The organism is Amycolatopsis sp. PSD-21 (assembly GCF_055561455.1).
The window spans coordinates 4,932,796-4,949,661 of the sequence record NZ_CM145712.1; the positions used below are offsets into that span (position 1 = coordinate 4,932,796).

The window sequence follows — 16,866 nt, forward strand, 5'->3', positions numbered from 1 at the left end:
TGCTTCGGCGTTGGGCCCGCCCGCTTTTCATGCCGCGAAAGCCACTTTCAGGACATCAGACGTCGCGAAAGTGGCTTTCGCGACGCACCCGGGGCCCGGGATCCGGGTCGCCGCTCAGACGATGCCGCCGTTGGCACGAAGGACCTGGCCGTTGACCCACCGCGCCGGCCCGGCGAGGAACGAGACGACCTCGGCGATGTCGGACGGCGTGCCGAGGCGTTCGAGTGGAGGCTGCGCCGCCATGCTCGCGATGGTCGCTTCGTCCTTGCCGTCGAGGAACAACGCCGTGGCGGTCGGACCGGGAGCGACCGCGTTCACGGTGATGTCGCGACCGCGCAGTTCGCGGGCGAGGACCAGGGTGATCGCCTCGACCGCGCCCTTCGAGGCGGCATAGGCGGCGTATCCCGGCAGCGCGAGGCCGAGCACCGACGTGGAGAAGTTGATGATCGCGCCACCGTCGCGGACGCGGCGGGCGGCCTGCTGATCGACCACGAAGGTGCCGCGGACGTTGGTGCGGTGCAACCGGTCCAGCTGGTCGAGATCCAGTTCGGCCACCGGCGCGAGGTGCAGGGTGCCCGCAGCATGGACCACGACGTCGACTCCGCCGAAGGTCTTCTCCGCGGTGTCGAACACGGCCGCGACGGCCTGCTCGTCGGCGACGTCGGCCTGCGCCGCGATCGCCTGACCTCCGCCGGCGGTGATCGCGTCGACCGCGGCCTGCGCCTCGTCCTTGTTGCCGCCGTACACGACGACGACCGCGAACCCGTCGGACGCCAGCCGCTCGGCCGACTGCCTGCCGATGCCCCGCGAACCTCCGGTGACGATCGCTACGCGTGCCATGCCAATGCTCCCATCAGGGGTTTCCATTGATAACGAGATCACTGTATCAGTGATATCGAACCATCGCTACCTGACTGGTGTTATCATCGATACATGAGTTCGACGACGAAGGACCGGCTGATCCGCGCGGCGGCGGAGCTCCTGGAGGAGGGCGGGCGCGAGGCGCTGTCGACGCGTGCGGTCAGCGCCGCCGCCGGAGTGCAGGCGCCGACGCTCTACCGGACCTTCGGCGACAAGAACGGTCTTCTCGACGCCGTCGCCTCGTACGGCTTCAAGAGCTACCTGGAGGGAAAGCACGCTCTCGGACAGACCGGCGACCCGGTGCGCGACCTCCGGCGAGGCTGGGACCTGCACGTCGAGTTCGGTCTGCACCAGCCCGCCTTCTACATGCTCATGTACGGCGAGCCCCGGGTCCGCGAAGCGCGCCGGGAGGCCGACGCGATGCTCCGCCGGATCATCGAACGCATCGCCGAGGCGGGCAGGCTGCGCGTCCCGGTCGAACAGGCCGCGCAGCTGGTGCACGCGACGGGGATGGGGGTGATCCTCTCGTTCCTCGCGAGCCCGCCGGAGCAACGCGATCCGGACCTGCTCATCGCCGCGCGCGAACACGTGATCGCGGCGATCACCACCGACAGCGACGACAAGGCGGACAAGGCTGACAAGGCTTCGGACATCCCCTGCCGCGCGATCGCGCTCAAAGCCGCGCTGGACAAGGAACCCGTTGACGCCCTGACTCCCGCCGAACAGGCGATGCTCGGCGAATGGCTCGACCGGCTCGCGCGCTGAGCTACCGGCCGACGGCCTTGGCCGCCGCGACCGCCTGCCCGGCGTAGGACCGTCCGAAAAGGACGGTGTGCACCAGGAGCGGGAACAGCTGGTGCGCGCCGATCCGGTCGGTCCAGCCGTCGGCGAGCGGGGCGACCTCCTGGTAGGCGGCGAGCACCCGGTCGAGCAGCGGACAGCCGAACAACTGCAGCATCGCCAGATCGGTTTCGCGATGCCCACCGTGGGCGGCCGGGTCGATGAGCGACGCCTCGACGGCACCCCACAGCACGTTGCCGTTCCACAGATCGCCATGCAGGCGAGCGGGAGGTTCGGATACTTCGGGGAGCCGGGCGCAGGCCTGCTCGATGACAGCGGCTTCGTCACCGGTCAGCGTGCCCTCGTCGACCGCGCGACGGACGTAGGGCAGCACCCGGTGTTCGGCGTACCACGCCGGCCAGTCGTCGCCTCGCTTGTTCTCCATCGGGGCCAGGCCGATCCACGCGTCGGCGGGCCCGTCCGGCGGCGCCGCGCCGAACGACGGCGCGCCCGCCGCGTGCAACTCCGCGAGCCCTCTCCCCAGTCGCTCCGCCGCGTGATGCGTCGGCCGTCCGCCACCGACCAGTTCCGTGACCAGCCATTCGCCGTCGTGCCCGCGAACCTCGGGCACCCGCACCGCACCGGGCTCCCCCAGCCACCGCAGACCCGCGGCCTCGGCCGGTATCGCGTTCCGGGCGTGACCCCGTTTGACGACCACGGTGTCGCCGCTGTCGAGTACCACTTCGGTCACCCCACTCGACAGGCTCCGCTGCCCGGCGACGGCGCGTCCGGTGATCTTCGTGGCAGCCTCGGCAGGCGTCGAAACCTGGGTCATGGTCGCAACCTACCTCCGCCGATCGAGTGAACGCTCGTTGTGCGGCGCGAAATCCGCGTGCGTGTGTTTTCGAGAGACGAACGGCTTTTCACCGGGGCGGAACGAACAGCCCCGCCGGTTTCCCGACCTCGGTCGGGCTACATCCGGTCAGCGCCCGGAACTCCCGGACGAGGTGCGCCTGGTCGCTGTAGCCGCTCGAATGCGCGACCTCCGCCCAGGACAGCGACGGCAAACGGTCCAGCAGCCCCAGCACGCGATTCAGCCGGGCGATCCGTCCGACCGTGCGGAGGTTCAGGCCGATCTGTTCCCGGAACCGGACGTTGAGATGCTGTCTGCTCCAGCCGATCTCGTCCGCGAGGGCGTCGACGCGGACAGGGCCCGCGCAAAGCCTGTCCCACGCGTATCGGACAGGTCGTGCGAGCGCGGGGCCGCGAGCGAGCCTCGCCGCGAGGTAGTCGTCCAGCAGCCGGAATCTCTCCGGCCAGTCCGCCGCCTCGGCCAGTTGTTCGGTCAACGACGCCGACGGCAGCAGATCCGACGCCGCGACGACCGAATTCGCCAGCTCCCGCAACGGGATTCCGAACAAAGCGTACGAACCGAGCGGTGTGAGGGTGACGACGATCCCACGCGAAGCGCCGGCCTGATCGACCCGCAACGGCCGGTCTCGCAAGCCCAGCACCGGCGAAACGGGGATCTCCGGCCCCCTGGCCGGAGGGTCGAAGTCGATCACCCAGGTGAGCACGGACAACGGGGTGACCTGCCAGGAGTGCGTTCCCGCGTCGGGAAAATCGTGCGCGACATAACTCGACACATGGGCGGCGAGGGCGGGATGCGGCCAGCGGAGAACCCGCTCGCCGGGCGCGCGGACGATGTCCCGCCGCGGCACCACGAGACCCCACCCGCCCATGCCGTCATCTTACTTTCGTTCAAGACCCGGACGACGGCCTTTCGTAGCGTTCCGTTCATGAACGAAATCGGGGGCTTCAGGAATCCTGCGGCCGAAAAACGCTACTTCGCCGCCTATGACCGTGCCATGGCCGAATGCCCGGAACCGGACGCGATCTTCGACGTCGAAACCCGTCACGGCACCACGCGGGTCTACCGCTACGGCGACGGTGGCACTCCGATCGTCCTGCTGCCCGGACTCCTGGCGACCTCGGCCTGCTTCGCGGCGCTGATTCCCGCCTTGGCGTCACGGCACGCCGTCTACGCGATCGACACCCTCGGCGAAGCGGGTCGCAGCGTGCAGAAGGTGCCGTTCAAAGACGTCCGCGACCGCGCGAGCGCCCTCGACGACGTCTTCGAGGACCTGGGGCTGACCGGCGTGCGTCTCGTCGGCGGTTCGACCGGTGGCTGGCACGCGGTCCACCAGGCGATCCACGCGCCCGGCAGACTCGGCTCCATCGCGTTGCTGGACGCGACCACCGTCACGGCGCCGTTCACGCGGAAGGTGCTCCTGTACGGCCTGGTCGCCGCCGTACTCGACAGCGACCGGCTGTGGCGCCGGTTCTTGACGTGGTCCGCCGGCGAGGACGTCTTCGATCAGCCCGCCGCCCGGCTCGTGCTCGCCGGGATCCGGTGCTATCGCGCCCGGGTGCCGTTCCAGGCCTGCCCGGCCGAGGAGGCGTTGCGGTCCATCGAAGTTCCCACGCTCGCGTTGTTCGGCGGGCACAGCGTCGTGCACGATTCCGCCGTGGCCGCCGCACGGCTGGAAAGCCTGCTCCCCCATGCCGACGTCGAAATCCTGCCGGACGCCGGTCACTATCTCTATCTCCGCCCGCGGGATCGCGACCTGATCATCGAGCGGATCCTCGGCACGACTGCTTAGGCCGCCCGCGCGCCGGCGCCTCGGCGTGCCGCGGCCAAACTCGCGCGACAGGCGGCGATCAGACGGGCCGAGGCGGCGCTTTCGCCGTGGCCACACCGAGGACAGGATATCGTGACGTCGCCGGACAGTTCGTCGACGGAGACGGTCAGCGCGGTCGCGCACGAACGGCACCAGCGGTGCCGCGTGATCGGGTTGACGTGCAGCGGGGAAGCCACGCACTGGTGGATCCAGCGGCCGTGCACGTGGCAGGTCAGGCGGTCGTCCGGGGACAGGCGGCCGACGTCTTCGGCGTCGTCCTCCATCGCCAGCAGAACCGGCAGGGTGCGGCTCACCGGGTTCAGCCGCGTGGTCGAGGCCAGTGTCGTGGTGTTCATCGCTTTCTCCTTCCGGCTCTTATCAGGACGTCGAACGGGAAGCGCCAGATACGACACGGCCGGGCAACCTTCTCACCGAAACCTCCCTCAGCCGGGTGAATTGATCTTGGTCGAATCCGAACCGTTACCCCGTTCGGGTTAATCGCGCGTATCTTTCGGATCATGACGGCCGCACTGGTTTCACTGTCCACATCAGACAGTCGCGGACCCGGCTACCTGCTGTTTCCTCCCGCGGGCGGCATCAGCCGGGCGTTCGACGCGCTCGCGGGCGCGGTCGACGCGGATCTCCGAGCCTTCGAATACCCCGGACATGGAGAACGGCTCGCGGAATCCCCGGCGTCGTCTCTCGAAGAACTCGCCACACACCTTGCCGCCGAGACACCGAGGGCCTGGTTCTCCCGTTCCGTGGCGATCGGATTCGGAATGGGCGCCTTCGTTGCGTTGGAGACCGCTCAACGGCTCGGCGTCGCCCCCGGCGCGCTGATCGTCGTCGACGCGTGTGCCCCGCAGCGGCGCTCACCGGACAAGGACGCCAAGGCGGGCGCGTCGGCGATGGGACGGGTGTTCGGCCGCACCGGGCTCACCCCCGTCGCGGGCTACCGCGACTCGCCCGAAAGCTGGGAGTACGCGCTGGACCTGCTTCTCGGCGACCTCCAGTTGCTGAACGCCTACCGCGGGCCCGCCAGGACACGGCTCCCGTGCCCGATCGCGGCGATCCGCGGCACCGACGATCCCGCGTCCGCCTCGGGCGACGACGCCACGGGCGGCTGGCGGGTCTGGACGTCCGGTCCGTTCGTGGGGCGCGTCGTACCCGGCGGATATCTGGGCGTACTCGAGGCCGGCAGGGAGGTCGAGTTCTGGGCCCGGATCCGCCGGCTGGAAGCGGCCTTCGTGGACGTCGAGCCGGAAGTGGCCTAGTGACTTACACCGGTGACGTCGTCCGACGGTCGCCGCGCCAGGAGCCGTCCTCCTAGTTTCGTCCTGTACCAGGCGTTTCGCGGGAGGAATCAGAATGCTCAGCAGGAGAAGGTTCGCGCAGGCCGTCGTCGCCGTCACGGCGGGAGCCACCGTGGCGGGCTGCTCGGCCCAACCCGCGGCGGCACCGGCGGCCGCGCCCGCCACGACCGGCGGTAACACGTCGTTCGGCCCGATCAAGCAGATCGACGCCGGGGAACTGAGCATCGGTTACGCCGAAGCGGGCCCCGCCGGCGGTCCGGTGGTGGTCCTCCTGCACGGCTGGCCCTACGACATCCACAGCTACGTCGACGTCACCCCGCGCCTGGTCGCGGCCGGGTACCGGGTGATCGTGCCGTTCCTGCGCGGCTACGGGCCGACCCGGTTCCTGTCGAAGGACACGTTCCGCAACGGCCAGCAGTCCGCGATCGCCGCCGACATCGTCGCGCTGCTGGACGCCCTCAAGATCGAGAAGGCCGTCTTCGGCGGCTTCGACTGGGGCGCCCGCACGGCCGTCATCATCGCCGCGCTGTGGCCCGAACGGTGCAAAGCGCTCGTCTCGGTGAGCGGCTACCTGGTCACCAACCGGGAGACGAACAAGCAGCCGCTCTCCCCGGCCGCCGAGCTCAGCTGGTGGTATCAGTACTACTTCGCCACCGAGCGCGGCATCCTCGGCTACACGAAGAACCGCCACGACTTCAACAAGCTGATCTGGAAGATCGCGTCGCCGAAGTGGGCCTTCGACGACGCGACCTACGACCGTTCCGCGGCCTGCTTCGACAATCCGGACCACGTCGCCATCGTGATCCACAACTACCGGTGGCGGCTGAGCCTCGCCGACGGCGACCCGAAACTCGACGCGCTGGAAGCGAAACTCGCGCAGGGGCCGGCGGTTTCGGTGCCCACCATCACCATCGGCAGCGATTTCGACGGCCCGAACACCGACGGGAAGGCGTACCGGTCGAAGTTCTCCGGCAAGTACGAGCACCGCGTGCTGAACGGGATCGGCCACAACGTCCCGCAGGAGGCCCCGGCGGAGTTCGCCAAGGCCGTCCTGGACGTCGACCGGTTCTAGCGGGCCCCGGTGAGGTGTTCGAGGGCCAGCTGGGACAGGCGGATGAAGCCGTAACCGCGTTCCGCGGCCTTGTCCGGATCGAAGTCCTCGAACGCCGATCGGTCGGCCAGCAGATCCGCCGCCGTCTCGCCCTCGCCGAGGGTCGGCGTCGCCAGTTCCGGGACGAGCGCGGTTTCCAGCGCGGCACGCACCTCGGGATCGGCGCGGAACGCGCGGGCGCGTTCGGCGAACAGGAGGTAGCTCGCCATGTTGGCCTCGGCACTGGCCCAGACGCCGTCCATGTTCTCCGTGCGCAGCGGCTTGTAGTCGAAATGCCGCGGCCCGTCGTAGCCGCCGTGCTCCAGCAGATCGACCAGGAAGAACGACGACAGGACGTCGCCGTGCCCGAACACGAGGTCCTGGTCGAACCTCGGTCCGCGCTGGCCGTTGAGGTCGATGTGGAACAGCTTGCCCTGCCACAGGGCCTGCCCGATGCCGTGGACGATGTTGAGCCCGGCCATCTGCTCGTGCCCGACCTCCGGGTTCACGCCGACGATCTCGTGGTTGTCCAGCGTGGAGATGAACGCCAGCGCGTGCCCGATGGTCGGCAGCAGGATGTCGCCGCGTGGTTCGTTCGGCTTCGGTTCGAGCGCGAGCCGGAGGCCGTAGCCCTGGTCGAGGACGTACTGGGCGAGGAAATCGATACCCTCGCGGTAGCGGTCCATCGCCGCGCGGACGTCCTTCGCGGCATCGGTTTCACTGCCTTCGCGGCCGCCCCAGAGCACGAACGTCGACGCGCCGAGTTCGGCGGCGAGGTCGAGGTTCCGCAGTACCTTCCGCAGCGCGTACCGGCGGACGTCTCGGTCGTTGCTGGTGAGGCCGCCGTCCTTGAAAACGGGGTGGCTGAACAGGTTCGTGGTGACCATCGGGACGACGAGGCCGGTCTCGTCGAGCGCGCCCTGGAAGCGCTTGAGGTGCCGTGCGCGGTCCGCGTCGGCCGAGCCGAACGGGACGAGGTCGTCGTCGTGGAAGGTGATCCCCCAGGCGCCGAGATCCGAAAGGCGGTGCACGGCTTCGACCGGATCGAGCGGCGGACGGCTCGCCGGGCCGAACATGTCGTTCGCCTGCCAGCCCACGGTCCACAGCCCGAAGCTGAACTTGTCCTCACGCGTCGGTGCCTGAGCCATCTCGCCTCCCAATTAGTTTGATGCCTGAACTTATCGACGGCACTCGGGCGGGTCAAGGCTTTCGTTCAGGCATCGAACGAATACAATCGCGCGATGATCGGCACGCGCCCGGCGGGACAGCACACCGTGCGGCAGCACAACGCCGCCCTCGTCCTCGGCGCGATCGCGGACGGGCCGGGTACTTCGCGGGCAGGCCTCGCCGCCGCCACCGGACTCACGAAGGCCACCGTGTCCGCCGTGGTCGACCGCCTCATCGCGGCGGATCTCGTGGCCGAAGGCGAGCCGGAACAGCGCGCCGGCCCCGGACGGCGCGGCACCGTGGTGTCGCTCTCCCCCACCGGCCCGCATGGGCTCGGCATCGAAATCGGCGTCGACTACCTGGCGTCCTGCCTCGTCGACCTGACCGGCACCGTCCGGGCGCAGGAGGTCCGGTACGCGGACAACCGGACCCCGCGCGTCTTCCAGCGCGTCTCGGCGTTCCTGCGCAAAGCACGGAAGCAGGCGGACGCGCTCGGTGTCCCCGTCGGCGGCGTCGGTATCGCGGTTCCGGGCCTGGTCGAATCCGGGCTCGTGCGGCTCGCCCCCAACCTGGGCTGGCGCGACGTCGACCTCGCCGACCGGCTCGGCGAAACGTTCACCGTCGCCAACGAAGCGAACTTCGCGGCCCTCGCGGAGCTCTGGCACGGCTCGGCGTTGCCGGATTTCGTCCACGTGTCCGGGGAGATCGGGATCGGCGCGGGCATCGTGCTGGACCGCGCCCTGTTCGAAGGCGTCCGCGGCGCGGGCGGCGAGATCGGCCACCTGCCCGTGGCGCCCGACGGACCGCCGTGTTCGTGCGGCGCGAACGGCTGCCTGGAACGGATGGCGGGCCAGGAGGAGATCCTCCGGCTCGCGGGCGCGGACACGGTGGACGATCTCGTCTCCGCGCTGGAATCCGGCGACGACGCGGCGGTTTCCGCGGTGACCACCGCCGCCGGGCACCTCGGCGTCGGACTGTCCACTGTGGTCAATCTGATGGACGTTCCGGCGGTGGTGCTAGGCGGAACCTACGCGCGACTGGAGCCGTGGCTGCGTGAGCCACTCCTCGCCGAGCTGGAACGCCGCGTGCCCAGCACGGCGTGGTCGCCGGTGCGGGTCGTCCGCTCGGCGCTCGGCACCGGAGCCGCCGTTCGCGGGGCCGCAGGCTCGGTGATCCGCGGCATCCTCGCGGACCCCGAGCACCATCTCACGACTCACTGGCCATCCGATCAGGACGCTCGGGATCGGTGACCCCGGGCAACGAGGGCTCGATGGACTGCGCGCGCTCCTCGATGTCGGCACGCTGGACGCGCCGGGCGTAGGCGATCAGTTCGTCGCGATCCGCGTGCGGGAGCCAGCCCTGCTCACAGCCGGTCTCCAAGCGCACGAGGTACCGCACCAGCTCCACCGATTCGGCACCGAAATCCCGCATGCGACGCGTCAGCAGCTCCGCCGCGGCGAGGTAGCCGTTGTTCCACGCGTGGACCGCCAGCAGCTGCGCCGTCGCGGCGAGGATGTCGCCGAGGTGGAATCCGCCCTCCGCCGCGAGATGCCCCGCGAGGCGGAAGCTGCGCCTGCCCTCGCCGACCGGCCCCTCCTCCCGAATCGCTTCGAGCAGAGCCCCGATCTGCCGCGTCAGGTAGTCCTGACCCGCGCCCTCCACCGTCACCGCATTCCTCCACCCAGTCGCCGCGATCGTAGGAAGGTGTCAATGGGGAGTAGGTCAGATACATCGAATGCCGAACCGTTATCACCCGAATGGCGTGTGTCGTTCAACAGGGGGCCACCGCTCCGGTCTCGCCCGCGGCGCACCAACCCGGATGCCGACGGAGCCACTCGTCGCGCTGTTTCTCGACGTCACATTGTGTCATCCCGCGTCCGGCGTCGACGCAGCCGCCGGTCTGGCATTTGGTGTCGGTCCCCGGTTCGGAGCAGTGATTCTCGTCCTTGCGGCAGGCCACCCGCCCCTTCGTCTTGGGCGGGACCTTGCTCGTGGCCGGCGTGGCCGTGACGGGTGGTCGCGCCGGCGGAGCGGGCCTCGCGCAGGCGACCGCCACGAAGCACGACACGGCTACCGACAGCAGGAGCAGGACCCGCGCCATGATTCCTCCGCATCCGCCATCGAACCCGCCTGTACTCGGCGGGAAGGCGAAGACCGTTACAGCGCCGACGCGAGGCGAAGGTCGGCCGGTGGCGGCGTGACCGGATTGCCGAAGCTCAGGCCACTAGTCGCTCGGCGACCAGGACCGTTCCCACTAGGATCATCGAAACCCCCGAAATCCGGGAAACGGTCCGTGTCACGGCGGGGCGGGCGCGCAGCAGGGCTTGTGCCCCCGCCCCGACGCACGGATAGACCACCGCACAGGTGCCGACGAACGTCAGGCCGAGCACCCCCATCTGGACCGGTACCGGCCAGCGCGCCCCCGGGTCGGTGAATTGCGGCAGCATCGCGACGAAGATCAGCAGTCCCTTGGGATTCAGCCCGCTGACCGCCATTCCCGCCAGCAAGGTGCCACAGCGACTTCCGATGTCGGCGGGAGCGCCGGAGGGCTCCGCGGGATCGCGCACCGTTTTGAACCCGAGCCGGACGAGGTAGATCCCGCCCGCGACGGTGATCGAGAGCAACGCGGCGGGCGTCGAAGCGATGACGACGCCGAGCCCCGCCGCGACCACCATCGTCATGGCCAGGTAGCCGAGCACGATGCCGCCGGCGGCGGGCAGGACGTGGCGACGCAGCCCGGCACTGATGGTGAACGCCCAGTCCGCGCCGGGCACCGCGATGAGGAGGGCGGCGACGCCCCAGAAGGCGAGAACGGATCCGAGAGGCATCTTCGAAAGCTATTCGCGCCCTGCCCGAAGGTGCTTTCAAGTTCCGCCCCGGATCGCGCACAGCGTGGAAGGATCTTCTCCATGGACGCTGTCGACCGGAAGATTCTTGCCATCCTGCAGGAAGAGGGCCGCCTGACGCTCACCGAACTGGCGCAGCGGGTCCGGTTGAGCGCGTCACCGTGCCACCGCCGGCTGCGTGCGCTCGAACAGGACGGCACGATCAGCGGGTACCGGGCGGTGGTCGACCCGGCCGCGCTGGGGCTGAACTTCGAGGCGCTCGTGTTCGTCACCATGCGGCAGGAGGACCGCGAAACACTGCTGGGCTTCGAAGACGCCGTCGCGCGGATCCCGAACGTCCTGCTCGCGCAGCGTCTGTTCGGCGACCCCGACTATCTGCTGCGCATCGTCACCGCCGACCTCGCCGCGTATCAGCGGCTCGAGGACGACGTGCTGTCCGCGTTGCCGGGGGTGCAGCGGCTGAACTCGACGCTCGTGATGAAGCAGGTGGTCAATGACCGCCCGCTGCCCACGGACTCGTGAGTGGTAAGGACGGTTAGAACCGTCCTTACCACTCACGAGGGGCGGCGCCCGGCTGCTCCTCGAAGATCAGCCAGGTCCGCGTCGACCGCACGCCGTCCAGCGCCTGCAGCCGTTCCAGCACGACGTCCCGCAGCGAAGCGTTGTCCGGCGTCCGTACCAGCAGCAGGATGTCGAAGTCGCCGCCGACGAGCGAAACGTGCTCGACGAACGGGATCTGCCGCAGTTCGGCCGACATCGTCCGCCATGACGTCTGCTCGACGGTGATCAGGATGTACGCGCTCGTCCCGAGTCCGGCGCGCCGCGGATCGATCCTCGCGCCGAAGCCGGTGATGACGCCTTCGGCCATCAGCCGGTCCAGTCTCGCGTAGGCGTTGGTGCGCGAGATGTGCAGCCGTTCCGCCAGGGCGCGGACGGCGAGCCTGCCGTCGGCGGTCAGTTCGGCGAGGATCGCGCGATCGATGTCGTCGAGGGCAAGGACCGTTCGTCCCGGATCCGCCCCGTGAGCCACGCCACTACTGGACGGTTGGCTCGACTGAACCGATCCGGCGGACAGTTTGTCGCTCATTTCGCGTGCCTCTTGAACACTGGGACTCCGGAAACCACCATCTCAGCATCATATGTCTGTGAAAGGTGGTGCTGCGCCATGTCGCGGGAGACCCCTGCCGCCGCGTTGCTGCCGTCCGAAGTCCCGGTGCGGTTCCTCGCCGAGGACGGCACACGCGTCGACGAGCACGGTCACTACTCCGAGCCGCCGTCCGAGCGGCTCGTCGAGGCCTACCGGCTGATGGTGCTCGGCCGCCGGTTCGACGCCCAGGCGACCGCATTGACCAAGCAGGGCCGCCTCGCGGTCTACCCCTCGAGTGCCGGCCAAGAGGCTTGCCAGGTCGCGAGCGCGCTGGCCCTCACCGACGCCGACTGGCTCTTCCCCACCTACCGTGACTCCGTCGCGCTCGTCGCCCGCGGGCTCGAACCGGGCGAGATCCTGACGCTGCTTCGCGGCGACGCGCACTGTGGCTACGACCCCGCCGAGACCCGTGTCGCCCCGCAGTGCACGCCGCTGGCCACCCAGACCCTCCACGCGGCCGGGCTCGCCCACGCGATGCAGCGCCGCGGCGAAGACAGCGTCGCGTTCGCGCTCATCGGTGACGGCGCCACCAGCGAAGGCGACTTCCACGAGGCGCTCAACTTCGCAGCCGTGTTCAAGGCGCCGGTGGTGTTCTTCGTGCAGAACAACGGTTTCGCGATCTCCGTGCCGTTCGAGAAGCAGAGCGCCGCCCCCGCGCTGGCGTACAAGGGCGTCGGCTACGGCGTCCGCTCCGAGCAGGTCGACGGCAACGACGCGGTCGCGGTCCTTTCCGTGCTGGACGACGCCGTCGCGCACGCGCGGTCCGGTCGCGGGCCCGTCCTGGTGGAGGCGCACACCTACCGGATCGACGCGCACACCAACGCCGACGACGCGACCCGCTATCGCGACCAGGCCGAGGTCGAGAAGTGGCGCGCGGCCGACCCGGTTCGCCGTCTCGAAACCTATCTCACCACCAAGAACCTGTTGTCCGACAACGATATCGAGCGATTCCGAGCCGAGGCTGAGACGTTCGCCGCCGGGGTGCGCGACACCCTCAACGCCGACGTCGAGCCGGATCCGATGTCGCTGTTCGAGCACGTGTACGCCGTCCCGACCCGCCAACTGGCCGCCCAGCGGGCGCTGGTCGCAGCCGAACTGGAGGCGTGATGACCGAGATTTCGATGGCCCAGGCGCTCAACGCCGCCCTGCGCGACGCGGTCAAGGACGACGACCGCGTGCTGATCTTCGGCGAGGACGTCGGCCCGCTCGGCGGTGTGTTCCGGGTGACCGACGGCATCACCGCCGACTTCGGTGAGGAGCGCTGTTTCGACACACCGCTTGCCGAGTCCGGCATCGTCGGCTTCGCGGTCGGGATGGCGATGGGCGGGTTCCGGCCGGTGGTCGAAATGCAGTTCGACGCCTTCGCCTACCCCGCCTTCGAGCAGATCACCTCGCACGTCGCGAAGCTGCGGAACCGCACTCGCGGCGCGTTGTCGCTGCCGATGGTCATCCGCATCCCCTACGCGGGCGGGATCGGCGGCGTAGAGCACCACTGCGATTCGAGCGAGGCCTACTACACCCACACGCCCGGCCTGCGCGTCGTAACGCCCGGCACTCCGCAGGACGCCTACGACCTCCTGCGCGACGCGATCGACTCACCGGACCCGGTGATCTTCCTCGAACCCAAATGCCGCTACTGGTCGAAGGAACCCGTGTCCTTCACCCGGGAGGGCGCGGCCATGGACCGAGCGGTCGTGCGCCGCGAGGGCAAGGACGTCACGCTGATCGCGTACGGCCCGATGGTCGCCACCGCGCTGGAGACCGCGGAGGCCGCGACGGCCGAGGGCTGGGACGTCGAGGTCGTCGATCTCCGGTCGCTCAGCCCGTTCGACGACGAGACCGTGACCGCTTCGGTGCGCCGCACCGGGCGCGCGGTCGTCGTCCACGAGGCGGCCGGGTTCGGCGGCTACGGCGCCGAGGTCGTCGCCCGGGTCACCGAGCAGTGCTTCCACCAGCTGCACGCGCCGGTCCTGCGGGTCACCGGCCTCGACATCCCTTACCCGCCGCCGAAATTGGAGCGCCACCAGCTCCCGGACGTCGACCGGATCCTGGACACCGTCGCCCGGCTGCAGTGGAACGACGAACCGGTGGTGGCCGGTGCCTGACTTCCTGCTCCCGGACCTCGGTGAGGGGCTCACCGAAGGCACCATCGTCACCTGGCTGGTCGCGGAGGGCGACACCGTCGGCGTCGACCAGCCCGTCGTCGAAGTGGAGACCGCGAAGGCCGCGGTCGAGGTGCCGGTGCCGTTCGCCGGCGTCGTCACCCGCCTCCACGGCGAACCCGGTCAGTCGCTGCCGGTCGGCGCTCCCCTGCTCACCATCGGCCCCGGTTTCGCCGAACCCGGCGTGACGACCGCGAGCGAAGGCAGCGGCAACGTCCTCATCGGCTACGGCACGACCACAACGACGAGACGCCGCCGGACGCGTACCGTCGTGACCGCTCCGGACAAGCCGTCGAAAGCGCCGGGCGTGATCTCGCCGTTCGTCCGCAAGATGGCCGCGGACAACAAGATCGACCTGACAAAGCTGACCGGCAGCGGCCCGGGCGGCATCATCCGGCGCGCCGACGTCGAAGCCGCGCTCACCGTGCCCGAACAGAGGGACGGCGAAACTCGGATCCCGCTGACCGGCGTTCGCAAGGCGGTCGCCGACAAGCTGACGACTTCGCGCCGTCAGATCCCCGAAGCGACGGTCTGGGTCGACGTCGACGCGACCGGACTCGTCGCGGCGCGCAAGTCGCTCAACGCCTCGGCACCGGATCGCCCGGTGAGCCTTTTGGGTCTCGTCGCCCGATTCGCCGTGGCGGGCCTGCGGAAGTACCCGGAGCTGAACTCGCGCGTCGAGGGCGATGAGATCGTGCAGCTGCGGGACATCAACCTCGGTTTCGCCGCGCAGACCGACCGCGGTCTCGTCGTTCCGGTGGTCCGCGACGCGGGCTCACTGTCCACAAGGGAGCTCTCGGCCGCGATCGGAGAGCGGACCACGCAGGCCAGGGAAGGGAAACTCGGCCCGGCGGGCCTCACCGGCGGGACCTTCACGGTCAACAACTACGGAGTGTTCGGGGTCGACGGCTCGGCCGCGATCATCAATCACCCGGAAGCGGCGATCCTCGGCATCGGCCGGATCATCGACCGCGCCTGGGTGGTCGACGGCGCGCTCGTGGCGCGCAAGATCTGCGAACTGACCCTGGCGTTCGACCACCGGGTGTGCGACGGCGGGGTCGCAGGCGGATTCCTGCGGTTCGTCGCCGACTGTGTCGAGTCCCCGGTCACCGCGCTCGGGGACCTCTGAGCGGGTCGCACAACCCGCGGTTGTGACCCGCCAACGACCCGTTGTTCGACTTGCGCGACCCGGCTTGCTTGGATCTCGCGAGTGGGTGGGAGATCGCTGGGGCGACGGTTCGGCTGGCTGTGGGCGGCGTACGCGGCGAGCGCGTTCGGAACGAGGTTCGCGTTCGACGCGTTCAGCCTGATCGCCATCGTGGCGCTGGGCGCGGGCACCACGGAGGTGTCGCTTCTGGCGTCGGCCGGGCTCGTCGCCGGCGCGGTGGTCGCGCTGCCGCTCGGCCCCTGGGTCGAGTTCCGCCGCAAACGGCCGGTGATGATCGCGATGGATCTGATCCGGTGTGCGGCGTTGCTGACCGTCCCCGTGGCGTACGCGTTCGGGCTACTCGGATTCGGCCAGCTTCTCGCCGTGTCCGTCGTCGTCGCCGCGGCCGACATCACGTTCCTCGCCGCCAGCGGGGCGTTCCTGAAAACCCTGCTGCCACGGGAGGACTTGCTGGTCGCGAACGCCCGGTTCGAATCGACGACCTGGACGGCGACCGTCCTCGGCCCGCCGCTGGGCGGTTTCGCCGTCGGCCTGTTCGGTCCGGTGGTCACGATCGCCGCCGACGCGGTCAGCTATCTGCTTTCGGCGCTCGGGATCCGGGCGGTCGGTGGTTCGGAGCCGCCACCCGTGAAACCGGAAAGCCCCCGGCTGACCGGCCGCGACCTGCGGGAAGGCTGGCGGTTCATCCTCACCCACCCGGTGCTGCGGCCGCTGTTCGTCAACACGATCGTGGTCAACGGCCTGATCATGGCGACCGCGCCGCTGATGGCCGTCCTGATGCTCGGGCAACTGGGGTTCGCGCCGTGGGAGTACGCGGTGGCCTTCGCCGTGCCGTGTCTCGGCGGGCTGCTCGGGGCGAGGCTCTCGCGGACCGTGGTCGCCCGGTACGGCCGGGACAGGGTCCTGTTCGTCGCCGGTTGGCTGCGGGTCTGCTGGCCCGTGGGGCTGGTCTTCATCCAGCCCGGTGTTCCCGGTCTGATCCTGGTGATCGTCGTCGAATTCGGCCTGATCACCTGCATCGGCGTGTTCAACCCGGTGCTCGCCACCAGCAGGCTCGAGCAGGTTCCCCTCGACCGCGCCGCGCGCACGCTGTCGGCCTGGTCGATCGCCGGAAAGCTCACCACCGCCTCGCTGACCGCGCTGTGGGGCTTGCTGGCGGCGTTCACCGGACCGCGCGCGGCGGTCGGCATCGCCGGTGCGCTCATGCTCGCGACCCCGCTCCTGCTCCCCCGAAACCGTCGGACCCCTGTGCGAGTATCCGCACATGCCGATCAAGAGAGTGGTAGCCGACCTCGAGACCAAGTCACTTGAGCAGGCGAGGGCCTTCTACGAGCGTGTGCTCGGCTTCGAAGTGGTGATGGATCACGGCTGGATCGTGACCCTGGCCGATCCGGAGCGGCCGGAAGTGCAGCTGAGTCTCATGACCCACGACGAGACGGCGCCCGTCGTCCCGGCCGTCTCGATCCAGGTGGACGACGTCGACGCGGCGTACGAGGAAGCGAAGGCGTCCGGTGCCGAAATCGTGCACGAACTGACCGACGAACCTTGGGGCGTCCGGCGCTTCTTCGTCCGCGACCCCGGTGGTCACGTGGTCAACGTGCTCGCGCACCGCTGAGGAGGTTTCATCAAAATTTCATGACTCGTCCCTAGC

20 protein-coding genes are annotated in these 16,866 nt (G+C 69.5%); 11 read left to right on the forward strand and 9 right to left on the reverse strand.

What is annotated here, in order from left to right:
* Positions 1 to 114: 114 nt before the first annotated feature.
* On the reverse strand, positions 115 to 840 hold the full coding sequence (locus ACZ1DY_RS23300) for an SDR family oxidoreductase (protein WP_465480825.1): 726 nt from the start codon (positions 838 to 840) through the stop codon (positions 115 to 117).
* A gap of 93 nt (positions 841 to 933) precedes the next feature.
* Here ACZ1DY_RS23300 and ACZ1DY_RS23305 point away from each other — a divergent pair, with 93 nt between their 5' ends.
* Entirely contained in the window at positions 934 to 1,626 is a 693-nt protein-coding gene (locus ACZ1DY_RS23305) for a TetR/AcrR family transcriptional regulator (RefSeq protein WP_465480826.1), read from the forward strand.
* A gap of 1 nt (position 1,627) precedes the next feature.
* Here the strand turns inward: ACZ1DY_RS23305 and ACZ1DY_RS23310 are convergent, their stop codons facing one another.
* Positions 1,628 to 2,476, reverse strand: a complete 849-nt coding sequence (locus ACZ1DY_RS23310) for a fructosamine kinase family protein (protein ID WP_126735120.1) — start codon at positions 2,474 to 2,476, stop codon at positions 1,628 to 1,630.
* Between the two features lie 88 nt (positions 2,477 to 2,564).
* A complete protein-coding gene (locus ACZ1DY_RS23315; protein ID WP_465480827.1) occupies positions 2,565 to 3,383 on the reverse strand; it encodes a helix-turn-helix domain-containing protein in 819 nt (272 codons plus the stop codon).
* Positions 3,384 to 3,440: 57 nt separating this feature from the next.
* Between ACZ1DY_RS23315 and ACZ1DY_RS23320 the strand changes: the two genes are divergently transcribed.
* Positions 3,441 to 4,304 carry an alpha/beta fold hydrolase gene (locus ACZ1DY_RS23320; RefSeq protein ID WP_465480828.1) on the forward strand — a complete coding sequence of 288 codons (864 nt, stop codon included), beginning with the start codon at positions 3,441 to 3,443 and terminating at the stop codon, positions 4,302 to 4,304.
* On the opposite strand, the gene ACZ1DY_RS23325 is transcribed toward ACZ1DY_RS23320, so the two are convergent.
* Positions 4,301 to 4,678 carry a hypothetical protein gene (locus ACZ1DY_RS23325; protein WP_465480829.1) on the reverse strand — a complete coding sequence of 126 codons (378 nt, stop codon included), beginning with the start codon at positions 4,676 to 4,678 and terminating at the stop codon, positions 4,301 to 4,303. The genes ACZ1DY_RS23320 and ACZ1DY_RS23325 overlap by 4 nt on opposite strands.
* A 162-nt stretch (positions 4,679 to 4,840) precedes the next feature.
* On the opposite strand from ACZ1DY_RS23325, the gene ACZ1DY_RS23330 reads away from it, so the two are divergent.
* Both ACZ1DY_RS23330 and ACZ1DY_RS23335 read left to right on the forward strand, forming a co-directional pair.
* A complete protein-coding gene (locus ACZ1DY_RS23330; RefSeq protein WP_126735116.1) occupies positions 4,841 to 5,596 on the forward strand; it encodes a thioesterase II family protein in 756 nt (251 codons plus the stop codon).
* 94 nt (positions 5,597 to 5,690) lie between these two features.
* A complete protein-coding gene (locus tag ACZ1DY_RS23335; RefSeq protein WP_465480830.1) occupies positions 5,691 to 6,707 on the forward strand; it encodes an alpha/beta fold hydrolase in 1,017 nt (338 codons plus the stop codon).
* Here the strand turns inward: ACZ1DY_RS23335 and xylA are convergent.
* Positions 6,704 to 7,873 (reverse strand): xylose isomerase, encoded by a 1,170-nt coding sequence (gene xylA / locus ACZ1DY_RS23340; RefSeq protein WP_192742287.1) that lies wholly within the window; start codon positions 7,871 to 7,873, stop codon positions 6,704 to 6,706. The genes ACZ1DY_RS23335 and xylA overlap by 4 nt on opposite strands.
* Positions 7,874 to 7,966: 93 nt before the next feature.
* Here xylA and ACZ1DY_RS23345 point away from each other — a divergent pair, with 93 nt between their 5' ends.
* A complete protein-coding gene (locus ACZ1DY_RS23345; protein ID WP_465480831.1) occupies positions 7,967 to 9,142 on the forward strand; it encodes an ROK family transcriptional regulator in 1,176 nt (391 codons plus the stop codon).
* Here the strand turns inward: ACZ1DY_RS23345 and ACZ1DY_RS23350 are convergent.
* The 3 genes from ACZ1DY_RS23350 to ACZ1DY_RS23360 form a co-directional block, all read right to left on the reverse strand.
* A complete protein-coding gene (locus ACZ1DY_RS23350) occupies positions 9,099 to 9,560 on the reverse strand; it encodes a hypothetical protein (protein WP_257486425.1) in 462 nt (153 codons plus the stop codon). The two genes, ACZ1DY_RS23345 and ACZ1DY_RS23350, sit on opposite strands and share 44 nt — an antisense overlap.
* Positions 9,561 to 9,663: 103 nt before the next feature.
* Positions 9,664 to 9,993, reverse strand: coding sequence for a hypothetical protein (locus ACZ1DY_RS23355; RefSeq protein ID WP_465480832.1), 330 nt, complete (start codon positions 9,991 to 9,993; stop codon positions 9,664 to 9,666).
* 115 nt (positions 9,994 to 10,108) lie between these two features.
* Positions 10,109 to 10,720, reverse strand: coding sequence for a LysE family translocator (locus tag ACZ1DY_RS23360; RefSeq protein ID WP_465480833.1), 612 nt, complete (start codon positions 10,718 to 10,720; stop codon positions 10,109 to 10,111).
* A gap of 81 nt (positions 10,721 to 10,801) precedes the next feature.
* On the opposite strand from ACZ1DY_RS23360, the gene ACZ1DY_RS23365 reads away from it, so the two are divergent.
* Positions 10,802 to 11,260, forward strand: a complete 459-nt coding sequence (locus ACZ1DY_RS23365; RefSeq protein WP_465480834.1) for an Lrp/AsnC family transcriptional regulator — start codon at positions 10,802 to 10,804, stop codon at positions 11,258 to 11,260.
* Between the two features lie 25 nt (positions 11,261 to 11,285).
* Here ACZ1DY_RS23365 and ACZ1DY_RS23370 read toward each other — a convergent pair whose 3' ends face one another.
* Positions 11,286 to 11,768 (reverse strand): Lrp/AsnC family transcriptional regulator, encoded by a 483-nt coding sequence (locus ACZ1DY_RS23370; RefSeq protein WP_257486421.1) that lies wholly within the window; start codon positions 11,766 to 11,768, stop codon positions 11,286 to 11,288.
* Between the two features lie 135 nt (positions 11,769 to 11,903).
* On the opposite strand from ACZ1DY_RS23370, the gene pdhA reads away from it, so the two are divergent.
* The 5 genes from pdhA (at position 11,904) to ACZ1DY_RS23395 (ending at position 16,830) form a co-directional block, all read left to right on the forward strand.
* Positions 11,904 to 12,992, forward strand: coding sequence for a pyruvate dehydrogenase (acetyl-transferring) E1 component subunit alpha (gene pdhA, locus ACZ1DY_RS23375; protein WP_465480835.1), 1,089 nt, complete (start codon positions 11,904 to 11,906; stop codon positions 12,990 to 12,992).
* On the forward strand, positions 12,992 to 13,990 hold the full coding sequence (locus ACZ1DY_RS23380; protein WP_126735107.1) for an alpha-ketoacid dehydrogenase subunit beta: 999 nt from the start codon (positions 12,992 to 12,994) through the stop codon (positions 13,988 to 13,990). The genes pdhA and ACZ1DY_RS23380 overlap by 1 nt, the downstream gene beginning before the upstream one ends.
* Positions 13,983 to 15,176, forward strand: a complete 1,194-nt coding sequence (locus tag ACZ1DY_RS23385; protein WP_465480836.1) for a dihydrolipoamide acetyltransferase family protein — start codon at positions 13,983 to 13,985, stop codon at positions 15,174 to 15,176. The genes ACZ1DY_RS23380 and ACZ1DY_RS23385 overlap by 8 nt, the downstream gene beginning before the upstream one ends.
* 81 nt (positions 15,177 to 15,257) lie before the next feature.
* Entirely contained in the window at positions 15,258 to 16,526 is a 1,269-nt protein-coding gene (locus ACZ1DY_RS23390; RefSeq protein WP_465480837.1) for an MFS transporter, read from the forward strand.
* Complete coding sequence (locus ACZ1DY_RS23395) at positions 16,480 to 16,830, forward strand: VOC family protein (protein ID WP_185927244.1); 351 nt, start codon at positions 16,480 to 16,482, stop codon at positions 16,828 to 16,830. Before ACZ1DY_RS23390 ends, ACZ1DY_RS23395 begins: the two co-directional genes overlap by 47 nt.
* The last annotated feature ends 36 nt before the right edge of the window (positions 16,831 to 16,866 follow it).